This window comes from Acinetobacter colistiniresistens (assembly GCF_024582815.1).
Classification (GTDB): domain Bacteria; phylum Pseudomonadota; class Gammaproteobacteria; order Pseudomonadales; family Moraxellaceae; genus Acinetobacter.
Genome location: NZ_CP102099.1, coordinates 1 through 13,249, shown reverse-complemented (window position 1 = coordinate 13,249; position 13,249 = coordinate 1). Strand labels below are relative to the sequence as shown.

Below are 13,249 nucleotides of genomic sequence, written 5' to 3'. Positions count from 1 at the left end.
GGCAACCCCTTAAAAGAATGAATCAAACATATTGAATAAGGTACTGCCTGGGGCACGAGGTGGGTGCACATAAACCACTTCACCCGCAGGACTTGGGGTTTTGTTTTCGATTCTGATACGTGCAGGGTGGTCGGTACCCTCATAATAGACTTTGATTTGTGAGGTCCATAACCGCCCCGTACTTTCACTATAAAATAAAGGCAGCGCAGGGACGGGTACATTCATACGGTCAAAGCGCAGTTGATGATGACTGGTATTGTGGAACTCAATCGGAGTCACTGCGCGGAACGCACGGGGTTTGAGTAGATTCAAATCAATACGCCCGTCGACTGAAGTCGCATAGCAAATCTCGCCATTCTGCGGATCTTTACCAAACCAGGTGTCTTTGGGTTGAATCACTGGAATATCAAATAAAGGCTCAGAGAGCCCATCCACCAAACCTGCAATCCATAAAGGGGTGCTGATATATAAGGTTCCGCGTTGACCCGCAGGAATATAAATTGGATCAACAGGTCGAATCACCACTGAGCGATCGGCCAAACGGGGCATCAGGTGGAAGCTGCTATTGGTTTTATGAAACATATAGCGTTCAATTTTTGCTGGGGGCGGCATGGCAAACTCAGTATCGTTCAGAATTTTCCATTGCTGTTCATAGTCGTGCTGAGACTGTGGACGATGATATTCCAAACGCCACTCTTTAATACCGCGTGTCAGACGAAACAGTAATGACCCGAATTGCCAAGCTTTGGTTTGCTGGATTTCAAATTGTTGTTCGCCCCACCATTTCAAACTATTGGAATGCGGCGCTTCATATTGATTATTTTGAGACAAGATGCAAAATTCCTGTGTGAGTATGCTAAACAGACTTCACGCTGTAATCTGCTTAGAGTACACTCACTGCTTTCTTTTATCATTATTTGTGTGATGCAAATACTTAAACAAATACAAATTCCTTATAGTTTCGCTAAACGACATGGCGTTTTGTTACGTTATGAAGGCGATCAAGTTTTTATTGTACGACGCAAGGACACCGCGCGTATTGCTTTGCAGGAAGCTCGCCGAATTTTGGGGAAATCAGCTCATGATCAACTTTGTACTGATCAAGAGTTTCACGCCTTACTCAGTTCTAGCTATGCAGGGGATACAGGGGAGTCGCAGCAGGTTGCTGCAGGCTTGGAAGATCATCCCGATCTTTTGAGTCTGGCCGATCAAGTGCCTGAAGCCGAAGACTTGATGGATCAGGAAGATGATGCGCCGATCGTGCGTCTAATCAATGCATTACTGTCAGAAGCGATTCGGGTTAGTGCCTCGGATATCCATATTGAGGCTTTTGAGAAAAAACTCTCGGTACGTTTACGTGTTGATGGGCAATTGCGTGAAATTGTACAGCCACGCCGTGAATTAGCGCCGTTGCTAGTATCACGTATCAAAGTCATGGCCAAACTGGATATTGCCGAGAAGCGGATTCCGCAAGATGGTCGTATCTCATTGCGTCTTGCAGGGCGTGAAGTGGATGTGCGTGTTTCGACGTTACCGTCTTCACATGGTGAGCGGGTGGTGATGCGTTTGCTCGATAAGCAAGCAGGGCGTCTGAACATGACGCATTTGGGCTTGATGCAGAATGACTATGAACGTTTAACGCAATTGGTGCATCGTCCGCATGGCATTATCTTGGTCACAGGCCCAACGGGTTCGGGTAAAACCACCACACTATATGCGGCACTATCTGATTTGAATGACAATACCCGTAATATTTTGACCGCTGAAGATCCGATCGAATATCAATTGGAAGGGATTGGCCAAACTCAGGTCAATACCAAAGTCGATATGACCTTTGCGCGTGCGCTCAAGGCGATGTTACGTCAAGATCCTGATGTGGTGATGGTCGGTGAGATTCGTGATCTGGAAACTGCTGAAATTGCGGTGCAAGCTTCTTTAACGGGTCACTTGGTCTTGTCAACACTGCATACCAACACCGCGATTGGTGCAGTGACGCGTCTGAAGGATATGGGAATTGAACCCTTCTTGTTGGCGAGTTCATTGATTGGGGTAATCGCGCAACGTTTGGTACGGACTTTATGTCCGCATTGCGTGACTTGGCGTAAGGCTGATGATTTTGAGCGACAAGTGTTCCAGCACCTTAAAGTGGATGCATATATGCAGCTACCAGAACCACATGGTTGCGAAAAATGTTCACACGTTGGCTTTAGTGGTCGAACCGCAATTTATGAAATTGTGCCTGTAGATGAGTCGATGCGTCGTCTCATTCATGGTAATGCAGCTGAATTTGAACTGGAAAATCATGCACGTCGTTATGCTGCTTCCATTCGTGATGATGGTTTATTAAAAGTTTTGGCGGGGAAGACGACTTTAGAAGAGGTACTTCGTGTCACCAATGAGGCTGCGGAAGAATAATCAAAGCGCTAAATAGAAAAACAGCATGATCTATTCATGCTGTTTTTCTTTGTTGTATGTGAAATGCTTATTCAGCAGTCACGATATTAAAATTCACATCAATATTGCCACGGGTTGCATTTGAATACGGGCAGACAATATGTGCAGCCGCAACCAATTGCTCTGCTTCAGCCTGTTCCATACCAAGTAGATAAACATTTAAAGTCACTTCGATCCCAAAACCATTTGGGATCGGGCCAATCCCGACTTCACCTTCGACATAAGCATCTTTGCTAATTTTGAATTTATCGCGATTGGCAACAAACTTCATTGCACCTAAGAAACAGGCTGAATAGCCAGCAGCAAACAGTTGCTCAGGGTTGGTTACGGCACCACCAGCGCCGCCCATTTCTTTTGGTACGCCTAACTGAACATCTAAAACACCGTCAGAAGAAGTTGCTCGTCCATCACGACCACCCGTTGCTTTTGCTTTCGCACGATAAACCACTTGTTCTAAAGACATGATTATTATTCCTGAATATTATTGAGTGCAATTAGATCGTACTGGATCTAAATTTAAAAACAAGTAAGTAAACGTTGTATGTTCTGACCTTTAAAGTGCGAATGTTTGTAGGTTTTGATCTTCGCTTTTGTAGCAATTCCTGCTTTCACGGAAATGCATGTCAGTCATCTATTCTAGTAAGGAAAGTTAAGTCTTGATCTGTTGAAAGAGCGGGGCTTGTCTAGCTGAAACATGATGAATTGTTTTTTTAATAGAGAGATCAAGCTGCTAAAACAAAAAAAGCACAAGTGATCATGCTTATGCTTATAAAAAAAGAGTAATTTTTAAAACTGTCTCTACCAAAGTTCAGCGATCTTTTTCATCAGTCGAGCCCGATAAAGTGCTGTTGGACTGCTCAGATTATTTTGTGCCTCAAGTTCAAAGTGCTGTTGCCAAGCTTTGATCATATCCAAGGTGGCACCTTTTTGCTTAATTACCACAACATCCTCACGTCGAATATTGCTTAATCGTTGCCTTGCACCTTCAGCACCTGTCCCCCAACCAATGACCCATTGCCCAAAAGCATTCAATGATAAATTTTGCGGCGTAGATAAAATGCGAGAAGATTGCATGGACTCATCCCCATCGAGATCAAGCGATGAAGCATGAAGTTGTGCGGTTGTCCCCAAAAAAAATAAAATTAAAATCAATCTAAACATGAATAAAGCTTAATAAGAATTAATTGACGATGTTACATCATTCGCACTTCAAATCACTTGAATCTGTTCTACGATGATCAATAATTTGTATTAAATCATGATTCTATAGATCAGACATTTATAAAATTTGATCATCTCAGTCAGATTGTTGCTGTCTGTACTAATTTTATACAATTTATTGTTTAGAGAAAGAGAATAGCAAGAACAAGATCAATAATGAATGATTGTACGATGTTGCATGAGCGGCATTGCTTGACGAAGCTGATTTTGTTCCGCAAGGTTAAAACTGCTGCTAATTAAACCATGGCCTTCGCTGTCAATGCTTTGTAGCAGTTGACCACGACTATCCGTAATAGCTGCATGGCCCCAGGTTTGGCGTTGTTCACCATGCCAGCCTTGTTGTGCAGCGCCTAAAACATGACACTGACTATCCATGGCGCGTGCCTGTAGCAGCAATTGCCAATGCAGTTGACCTGTGGTGTAGGTAAATGCAGCAGGGGCGGTTAAGATATTGGCACCTTGTTGGCGTAAAGTTAAAGCAAGTTCAGGGAAACGTAAGTCATAACAAACCATCAGACCAACATTGCCAAAAGGGGTTTTGGCAACTACCACCTGATTGCCAGGTTCGAAAAATTTAGATTCTTGATACCCCCCAACTGCATCACTCACTTGTACATCAAATAAATGGATTTTGTCATAACGTGCCTCAGTCCTTTCAGGGCTAATACACAGACTTACTGTACGGACCCGGCCATCAGAAATGATTGAACCATCTGGACGAAAAGGGCATGGGAGTGTGCCTGCAATAATCCAGATTTGATAACGATGTGCCAATTGTTCTAAACGTGCTTGAATGACTTCGAATTGCGCAGCAGTTTCGCGTTGCTTGCCCGCTGCAAAGCAAACAAAATTTTCTGGAAAAACAATCAGCTCTGCTCCTTGAGCCTTACTCTGCTGAAGCAATGATTCAATGACATTGAAATTTGCTTCAATGTCATTTTGAGAATTCATTTGTGCAACGGAAAGTAAGGTCATATAGAAGCCACAATACTAGGTTTAATGATCAAGCGTTTTGTTTTTGTACGTCGTGGTTTAAACAATCTTGTTCTTTTTGCAATTGCTTCACCAGTGGTTCAAACATATTCTGATTGTTTTCATTCAAACGCATCAGCGTTTTATGCGCATCGAGTACGGTATTGAGCATAGCACTATGTGTGACATGTTCATCTGTAAGCTCTAGCGTGCATACATTTGGATCGCCGCAGTAATTTAAAATCACAAACACCTGCCCTAGCCCCATGCTGTTGGCTAAGGTGGTAATGTCTGGATTTGTCGACAGCATAACTGCTTGTATGTGATGAGCTTGCTTAAGCTTTAAACCCAATTTTGCTAGTATGCCTAACACAGTACTATCAATAAATGTGGTTTCAGTTAAATCAACGATTGCACCAACAACATTCTGTTGTTGTTCAATCCTGTTGAGTAGTTTGTCTAGACTTATACAAGAGTGAGCACGCACTTCGCCAATAAGCTTGAAAATATGCGTTCCGTTCAAACTTGCATATTCAACATGACCTGTTGACATATAAATGCCATTTTCAGAGAAAGGATATAAAATTATCCCATAGTGATATTGCAGACACAAGTGGTTGCGCGAGGTTATTAAATTAAATAATTGATTTTAATGTTAATTCATTCGGCGGAGGCTCAAAATTGCGATGTCATCTGCAACGTGATCAGGCGCTTTGAAGGAGTCTTTTTGTAGATGTTCGACCAATTGGTTGAACTGATCATTAAGACCACCATCAAAGGGCTCTAAAGCGCCATCTGAGCATAAAATGAACCTTGCATGACGGCTTAATTTACAATGATGTTCTTCAACTTCAAGTTCTTCGGTTAGACCCAAAGGAAAGCTACTGGTGGTTAAAATTTGTGGTGGTTTATTCGGTTCAAAAATAATTGGAGGTGGATAATGTCCAGCACTGGACCAGCGCACCTCATGTGTTGCAAGGTTTAATATACCTGCAACCATGGTAATATGTTTTTCAATATTTTCCTGTACTAACATGGCATTGAGTTTTTGAATCAACTGACCTGGGGTCTTTGAACGGCCATGAAAAGCGGCCATCCAGGAGGTTAATAAACTACTGGTAACACCATGCCCGGAAACATCGGCAAGATAGAATAAAACCTCTTCATCATTTAGGCGCCAATAATCATACCAATCACCAGATAAATAAGCAGAAGGCTGAAAAAAGGATTCAAATTGATAATTGGGTAATTCAATTGGATTGGGTAACAGGCGCTTTTGTAATTCTGCCGCAGAGGGTAAATCTCGACTGTCTTGATTGCGTTTGTATTGCGCATCTATTTTAAATAAAGAATGAACTGGGTTTTTAGGTAAACTATCCCAAATCCAACCTGCCAACGCACCTAATTCCCATGCTTGGGCCAAAGCAGCGCCTTCATGTTCAAATGCAAGGACAACGGTAGGAAATTTCCATTGATATTTTAAAAAATCTTGTACATCTGCTATTGCAATGATGGTTTGATCATACAAATCCAAATCATCGATTTGAATAACCTGTAGACTCGGCAACTCAGTTAAAGCTTGATTTAAACAAGGTATAGAGCGGGAAGGTTGAATGAAATACATAGATGAGTAGTCAATCCTTTGTATGATCGTTTTTTAATTCATTCGTAGAAATGAATAAAATCTAGAACATAGTATTGCCAGAGTTTAAATTTTCTGACAATACATAAGTTTGTAAAACATTATTTTAAATAAATCATTTTGCTTTAGAAGCGCCGTCGTCAGCATCATCTACATCACCAACAAAAGAGACGTCATTTGAATCACCACGTTTCTCTGCAATCTGGAATGATTTACGTTGTAAGTAAAAATCTCGGATCATCGAATATTTATCGCCTTTTAGGCTTTCTTCAATATCTAAAATCTGTGAACGTGCATCAACTGCCTGTAATAGATTGGTTGACCAATAAATTCCTTGTTGATCATTTAATAAATATTTTTGAGGGCGGCCAAAACTATCTGCAGCTAAACCAAAACCATCACGGAAGGTACTTGGACCAAAGAACGGTAACATCACATAAGGACCAGATGGAACGCCATAATAACCAAGTGTTACACCAAAACTTTCTTCTTCAGTATTTAAACCCAAACGACGGGCAGGGTCGGCAAAGCCTAAAGTTGTTAAGGTATTCAAGGTAAAACGACCGAGTGTCTTTGCTGCACGCGTTGGGCGACCTTGAATGAGCTGGTTAACTGCATTCCAAGGCTCACCTAGGTTTTTACGGAACTGACGATATGGGCTGCGAACTGGTTCTGGTACTTTAGCGACATATTGAATCGCAACAGGCTTTAAGATATTTCGATCTAACATATCATTAAAAGCATAAATCTGGCGGTTCAATGGTTGTAGTGGGTCTTTCACTGAATCAGGTTGTGCGGCATTTGCATTCACCTTTAAATCATTCTTGGTAAGATGCTTTAAGTCTTTTATAGCTTGTATGGTTGTAACTTTTTGCTCAGCATTAACCTGAGTGCCAGCTGGGGCCGGTTGAGTGGCTGAATCAGTTGATGTGTCTTGAGCAAATACTGATGAACAAGCCCCAGCAGTTAACAACCCAAGCAAGATAAAATTAGAGTAATGCATATAAGTCCTTAATCGCTGTTAGAGCGAAATGATACAGCCATTAAATGATTGCGCTATTAAACGCAAAACATAGAGATGAGATATATAGTTTAGTTGTTCTCTTATTATTAAAACAAATTCGATCGAAAAATATAAGAAAAATTGTGATTTTGGTTTAAAAATGTTCACTTGAATAAAAAGTTTATTTAGGGGTTGTATTGGGTTAGGAATGCTGTAGAATGCACATCCATCGGCGGTGATGCAGATAAAAACTTATTGAGAAACAAGGATTTGGCTGAAAAGGTTAGATTCTTGAGTTGATTGATAAGTTTGCTAAATATCTAAATTACCTGTTGACTTTTAAGAAATTGAGAGTAATATAGCCGACCTAGCTTGATGATGACGAATCATCGAGAAGATCATTAAGAGAATAGAAGAACAACTTGTGTGGATTTTTACTAGTTGATCAATCGAAAATATTTCATTGATTGAAGAGTAGAAATTTCTCGAAGTTTATTTGAGCGAATTTTTAGTCAGAAAATTGATGAGCCAAGATTTGTAGCCATAAGCTACTAATGATTTTAAACTGAAGAGTTTGATCATGGCTCAGATTGAACGCTGGCGGCAGGCTTAACACATGCAAGTCGAGCGGGGAAGGGTAGCTTGCTACCTAACCTAGCGGCGGACGGGTGAGTAATGCTTAGGAATCTGCCATTTAGTGGGGGACAACATTCCGAAAGGAATGCTAATACCGCATACGTCCTACGGGAGAAAGCAGGGGATCTTCGGACCTTGCGCTAAATGATGAGCCTAAGTCGGATTAGCTAGTTGGTGGGGTAAAGCGCCTACCAAGGCGACGATCTGTAGCGGGTCTGAGAGGATGATCCGCCACACTGGGACTGAGACACGGCCCAGACTCCTACGGGAGGCAGCAGTGGGGAATATTGGACAATGGGCGGAAGCCTGATCCAGCCATGCCGCGTGTGTGAAGAAGGCCTTATGGTTGTAAAGCACTTTAAGCGAGGAGGAGGCTACTTAGATTAATACTCTAGGATAGTGGACGTTACTCGCAGAATAAGCACCGGCTAACTCTATGCCAGCAGCCGCGGTAATACAGAGGGTGCGAGCGTTAATCGGATTTACTGGGCGTAAAGCGTGCGTAGGCGGCTTTTTAAGTCGGATGTGAAATCCCCGAGCTTAACTTGGGAATTGCATTCGATACTGGGAAGCTAGAGTATGGGAGAGGATGGTAGAATTCCAGGTGTAGCGGTGAAATGCGTAGAGATCTGGAGGAATACCGATGGCGAAGGCAGCCATCTGGCCTAATACTGACGCTGAGGTACGAAAGCATGGGGAGCAAACAGGATTAGATACCCTGGTAGTCCATGCCGTAAACGATGTCTACTAGCCGTTGGGGCCTTTGAGGCTTTAGTGGCGCAGCTAACGCGATAAGTAGACCGCCTGGGGAGTACGGTCGCAAGACTAAAACTCAAATGAATTGACGGGGGCCCGCACAAGCGGTGGAGCATGTGGTTTAATTCGATGCAACGCGAAGAACCTTACCTGGCCTTGACATACTAGAAACTTTCCAGAGATGGATTGGTGCCTTCGGGAATCTAGATACAGGTGCTGCATGGCTGTCGTCAGCTCGTGTCGTGAGATGTTGGGTTAAGTCCCGCAACGAGCGCAACCCTTTTCCTTATTTGCCAGCGAGTAATGTCGGGAACTTTAAGGATACTGCCAGTGACAAACTGGAGGAAGGCGGGGACGACGTCAAGTCATCATGGCCCTTACGGCCAGGGCTACACACGTGCTACAATGGTCGGTACAAAGGGTTGCTACCTAGCGATAGGATGCTAATCTCAAAAAGCCGATCGTAGTCCGGATTGGAGTCTGCAACTCGACTCCATGAAGTCGGAATCGCTAGTAATCGCGGATCAGAATGCCGCGGTGAATACGTTCCCGGGCCTTGTACACACCGCCCGTCACACCATGGGAGTTTGTTGCACCAGAAGTAGGTAGTCTAACCGCAAGGAGGACGCTTACCACGGTGTGGCCGATGACTGGGGTGAAGTCGTAACAAGGTAGCCGTAGGGGAACCTGCGGCTGGATCACCTCCTTAACGAAAGATTGGTGACTGGTAAGAATCCACAACAAGTTGTTCTTCGAAGATGTATCTGAGGGTCTGTAGCTCAGTTGGTTAGAGCACACGCTTGATAAGCGTGGGGTCACAAGTTCAAGTCTTGTCAGACCCACCAAATCTGATTGCTGAAGCTTAGATTAAAAGATATGTCGTTCATTAAGTGATAAGCTGGGGACTTAGCTTAGTTGGTAGAGCGCCTGCTTTGCACGCAGGAGGTCAGGAGTTCGACTCTCCTAGTCTCCACCATGAATTAAAAGAGTTTGTAAGAACGAAATTAATTCAAAGCTAAGAAGATTATAGAGTTTAGTGAATACAGTCCAAGTTGACTGGTTTATTAATCTCTGTGATTTATCACAGTTTACTACGCACCGACGAGGTGGTAGTTAATCATTAACAGATTAGTAGAATTGAGTCTGAAATAAATTGTTCAAACTCGATTAATTTGACACTAACGGTAATACGTAAGTATTTCAGTTAGATGAAGAGTTAATCTGAGAACTAGCAAAAACACTGAATCAAGCGTTTTGGTATATGAATTTAGATTGAAGCTGTACGGTGATTAAGTTCACGAAACAACAAGCTGTATGAATTAATGTTTACATTGATTCTGTTGCTACACCCACTTGTAGGTGTAACGACTGTTTGGGGTTGTATAGTCAAGTAATTAAGTGCATGTGGTGGATGCCTTGGCAGTCAGAGGCGATGAAAGACGTGATAGCCTGCGAAAAGCTCCGGGGAGGCGGCAAATATCCTTTGATCCGGAGATTTCTGAATGGGGGAACCCACCCGCTACAAGGCGGGTATCATAAGCTGAATACATAGGCTTATGAAGCGAACGAGGGGAAGTGAAACATCTCAGTACCCTTAGGAAAAGAAATCAATTGAGATTCCCTTAGTAGCGGCGAGCGAACGGGGAGCAGCCCATTAAGTTGTGTGTGTTCTAGTGGAACGCTCTGGGAAGTGCGAACGTAGAGGGTGATATTCCCGTACACGAAAGGGCACACACAATGATGACGAGTAGGGCGAGGCACGTGAAACCTTGTCTGAATATGGGGGGACCATCCTCCAAGGCTAAATACTCCTGACTGACCGATAGTGAACCAGTACCGTGAGGGAAAGGCGAAAAGAACCCCTGTGAGGGGAGTGAAATAGATCCTGAAACCGCATGCATACAAGCAGTGGGAGCCGACTAGTTCGGTGACTGCGTACCTTTTGTATAATGGGTCAGCGACTTATATTCAGTAGCAAGGTTAACCGCATAGGGGAGCCGTAGAGAAATCGAGTCTTAATAGGGCGTTTAGTTGCTGGGTATAGACCCGAAACCAGGCGATCTATCCATGAGCAGGTTGAAGGTTGGGTAACACTAACTGGAGGACCGAACCCACTGTCGTTGAAAAGCCAGGGGATGACTTGTGGATAGGGTGAAAGGCTAATCAAGCCTGGTGATAGCTGGTTCTCCCGAAAGCTATTTAGGTAGCGCCTCGGACGAATACCATTGGGGGTAGAGCACTGTTTCGGCTAGGGGGTCATCCCGACTTACCAAACCGATGCAAACTCCGAATACCAATGAGTACTATCCGGGAGACAGACTGCGGGTGCTAACGTCCGTAGTCAAGAGGAAAACAATCCAGACCGCCAGCTAAGGCCCCAAAATCATAGTTAAGTGGGAAACGATGTGGGAAGGCATAGACAGCTAGGAGGTTGGCTTAGAAGCAGCCACCCTTTAAAGAAAGCGTAATAGCTCACTAGTCGAGTCGGCCTGCGCGGAAGATGTAACGGGGCTAAAACTATGTGCCGAAGCTGCGGATTTGACTTTAAGTCAAGTGGTAGGGAGCGTTCTGTAAGCCGATGAAGGTGTATTGAGAAGTATGCTGGAGGTATCAGAAGTGCGAATGCTGACGTGAGTAACGACAAAACGGGTGAAAAACCCGTTCGCTGAAAGACCAAGGGTTCCAGTCCAACGTTAATCGGGGCTGGGTGAGTCGACCCTAAGGCGAGGCCGAGAGGCGTAGTCAATGGGAAATTGGTTAATATTCCAATACTTCTGTGTAATGCGATGAGAGGACGGAGAAGGTTAAGTCAGCCTGGCGTTGGTTGTCCAGGTGGAAGGCAGTAGGCATGCATCTTAGGCAAATCCGGGGTGCTCTATGCTGAGAGCTGATAGCAAGCTGTACTTGTACAGTGAAGTGGCTGATACCATGCTTCCAGGAAAAGTCTCTAAGCTTCAGTTACACAGGAATCGTACCCGAAACCGACACAGGTGGTCAGGTCGAGTAGACCAAAGCGCTTGAGAGAACTCTGCTGAAGGAACTAGGCAAAATGGTACCGTAACTTCGGGAGAAGGTACGCTGCTGACGGTGATGGGACTTGCTCCCTGAGCTATTGGCAGCCACAGAAACCAGGCCGCTGCAACTGTTTATTAAAAACATAGCACTCTGCAAACACGAAAGTGGACGTATAGGGTGTGATGCCTGCCCGGTGCTGGAAGGTTAATTGATGGGGTTAGCGTAAGCGAAGCTCTTGATCGAAGCCCCAGTAAACGGCGGCCGTAACTATAACGGTCCTAAGGTAGCGAAATTCCTTGTCGGGTAAGTTCCGACCTGCACGAATGGCATAATGATGGCGGCGCTGTCTCCAGCAGAGGCTCAGTGAAATCGAAATCGCTGTGAAGATGCAGTGTACCCGCGGCTAGACGGAAAGACCCCGTGAACCTTTACTGCAGCTTGACATTGAACTTTGACCTTACTTGTGTAGGATAGGTGGGAGGCTTTGAAGTTAGAACGCTAGTTCTAATGGAGCCGTCCTTGAAATACCACCCTGGTAATGTTGAGGTTCTAACTCTGCCCCGTAATCCGGGGCGAGGACCATGTCTGGTGGGTAGTTTGACTGGGGCGGTCTCCTCCTAAAGAGTAACGGAGGAGTACGAAGGTGCGCTCAGCGTGGTCGGAAATCACGCGTAGAGTATAAAGGCAAAAGCGCGCTTAACTGCGAGACCCACAAGTCGAGCAGGTACGAAAGTAGGTCTTAGTGATCCGGTGGTTCTGTATGGAAGGGCCATCGCTCAACGGATAAAAGGTACTCTGGGGATAACAGGCTGATACCGCCCAAGAGTTCATATCGACGGCGGTGTTTGGCACCTCGATGTCGGCTCATCTCATCCTGGGGCTGAAGCAGGTCCCAAGGGTATGGCTGTTCGCCATTTAAAGAGGTACGCGAGCTGGGTTTAGAACGTCGTGAGACAGTTCGGTCCCTATCTACCGTGGGCGCTGGAAATTTGAGAGGATCTGCTCCTAGTACGAGAGGACCAGAGTGGACGAACCTCTGGTGTACCGGTTGTGACGCCAGTCGCATCGCCGGGTAGCTATGTTCGGAAGGGATAACCGCTGAAAGCATCTAAGCGGGAAGCCTACCTCAAGATAAGATTTCCCTAGGAATTTATTCCTCTAAAGAGCCGTTCGAGACTAGGACGTTGATAGGTTGGGTGTGGAAGCACGGTGACGTGTGAAGCTGACCAATACTAATTGCTCGTGAGGCTTGACTATACAACACCCAAACAGTTGTTGTATTCAAGATAAATTCAATACATAACTTGATTTAGTGTGAAAACTAGTTACAATACCGACTCGATTAAACTAATCCGTTAATAACTCTTTGGACCGTAAGTAAGGCATACGATGAATACATCGTGATTAAGACCCGAAAGCACCACAACAGTTTGCTGGCGACAATAGCAAGAGTGAACCACCTGATCCCTTCCCGAACTCAGAAGTGAAACCTCTTAGCGCTGATGGTAGTGTGGCACTTGCCATGTGAGAGTAAGTCATCGCCAGCTTTT

The 13,249-nt window shown here is 44.5% G+C and carries 8 protein-coding genes, 2 tRNA genes and 3 rRNA genes; 6 read left to right on the top strand and 7 right to left on the bottom strand.

What is annotated here, in order from left to right:
• Positions 1-9: 9 nt before the first annotated feature.
• Positions 10-831, bottom strand: coding sequence for a hypothetical protein (locus tag NQU59_RS00065; protein WP_005239584.1), 822 nt, complete (start codon positions 829-831; stop codon positions 10-12).
• Positions 832-924: 93 nt separating this feature from the next.
• On the opposite strand from NQU59_RS00065, the gene gspE reads away from it, so the two are divergent.
• Complete coding sequence (gspE, locus tag NQU59_RS00060; RefSeq protein WP_043971210.1) at positions 925-2,415, top strand: type II secretion system ATPase GspE; 1,491 nt, start codon at positions 925-927, stop codon at positions 2,413-2,415.
• 67 nt (positions 2,416-2,482) lie between these two features.
• Here the strand turns inward: gspE and NQU59_RS00055 are convergent, their stop codons facing one another.
• The 6 genes from NQU59_RS00055 to NQU59_RS00030 form a co-directional block, all read right to left on the bottom strand.
• A complete protein-coding gene (locus tag NQU59_RS00055; RefSeq protein WP_005239582.1) occupies positions 2,483-2,917 on the bottom strand; it encodes an organic hydroperoxide resistance protein in 435 nt (144 codons plus the stop codon).
• Positions 2,918-3,252: 335 nt separating this feature from the next.
• Positions 3,253-3,615, bottom strand: coding sequence for a DUF4951 domain-containing protein (locus NQU59_RS00050; protein ID WP_005239581.1), 363 nt, complete (start codon positions 3,613-3,615; stop codon positions 3,253-3,255).
• A 210-nt stretch (positions 3,616-3,825) separates the two neighbouring features.
• Positions 3,826-4,650 carry a carbon-nitrogen hydrolase family protein gene (locus NQU59_RS00045; RefSeq protein WP_257064428.1) on the bottom strand — a complete coding sequence of 275 codons (825 nt, stop codon included), beginning with the start codon at positions 4,648-4,650 and terminating at the stop codon, positions 3,826-3,828.
• Positions 4,651-4,678: 28 nt separating this feature from the next.
• Positions 4,679-5,200 carry an anti-anti-sigma factor GigB gene (gene gigB / locus NQU59_RS00040; RefSeq protein WP_005239579.1) on the bottom strand — a complete coding sequence of 174 codons (522 nt, stop codon included), beginning with the start codon at positions 5,198-5,200 and terminating at the stop codon, positions 4,679-4,681.
• A gap of 102 nt (positions 5,201-5,302) precedes the next feature.
• Entirely contained in the window at positions 5,303-6,271 is a 969-nt protein-coding gene (gene gigA, locus NQU59_RS00035; protein WP_005239578.1) for an RsbU family protein phosphatase GigA, read from the bottom strand.
• Positions 6,272-6,404: 133 nt separating this feature from the next.
• On the bottom strand, positions 6,405-7,292 hold the full coding sequence (locus NQU59_RS00030) for an MlaA family lipoprotein (protein ID WP_257064425.1): 888 nt from the start codon (positions 7,290-7,292) through the stop codon (positions 6,405-6,407).
• 562 nt (positions 7,293-7,854) lie between these two features.
• On the opposite strand from NQU59_RS00030, the gene NQU59_RS00025 reads away from it, so the two are divergent.
• The 5 genes from NQU59_RS00025 (at position 7,855) to rrf (ending at position 13,246) form a co-directional block, all read left to right on the top strand.
• Positions 7,855-9,393, top strand: a 16S ribosomal RNA gene (locus NQU59_RS00025).
• A 59-nt stretch (positions 9,394-9,452) separates the two neighbouring features.
• A tRNA-Ile gene (locus NQU59_RS00020) sits at positions 9,453-9,529 on the top strand.
• Positions 9,530-9,584: 55 nt separating this feature from the next.
• Positions 9,585-9,660: transfer RNA gene (locus NQU59_RS00015), tRNA-Ala, on the top strand.
• Positions 9,661-10,068: 408 nt separating this feature from the next.
• A 23S ribosomal RNA gene (locus NQU59_RS00010) occupies positions 10,069-12,956 on the top strand.
• A gap of 175 nt (positions 12,957-13,131) precedes the next feature.
• Positions 13,132-13,246: ribosomal RNA gene (gene rrf, locus NQU59_RS00005) — 5S ribosomal RNA — on the top strand.
• Together the 16S, 23S and 5S rRNA genes with 2 tRNA genes alongside form the textbook arrangement of a ribosomal RNA operon.
• Positions 13,247-13,249 lie beyond the last annotated feature (3 nt).

Bases quoted from the DNA above. Each gene is read 5' to 3' on its own strand.
- gspE (WP_043971210.1), top strand. From the start codon at position 925: ATGCAAATACTTAAACAAATACAAATTCCTTATAGTTTCGCTAAACGA.
- gigA (WP_005239578.1), bottom strand. From the start codon at position 6,271: ATGTATTTCATTCAACCTTCCCGCTCTATACCTTGTTTAAATCAAGCT.
- NQU59_RS00045 (WP_257064428.1), bottom strand. From the start codon at position 4,650: ATGACCTTACTTTCCGTTGCACAAATGAATTCTCAAAATGACATTGAA.
- NQU59_RS00055 (WP_005239582.1), bottom strand. From the start codon at position 2,917: ATGTCTTTAGAACAAGTGGTTTATCGTGCGAAAGCAAAAGCAACGGGT.
- NQU59_RS00050 (WP_005239581.1), bottom strand. From the start codon at position 3,615: ATGTTTAGATTGATTTTAATTTTATTTTTTTTGGGGACAACCGCACAA.
- gigB (WP_005239579.1), bottom strand. From the start codon at position 5,200: ATGTCAACAGGTCATGTTGAATATGCAAGTTTGAACGGAACGCATATT.
- NQU59_RS00030 (WP_257064425.1), bottom strand. From the start codon at position 7,292: ATGCATTACTCTAATTTTATCTTGCTTGGGTTGTTAACTGCTGGGGCT.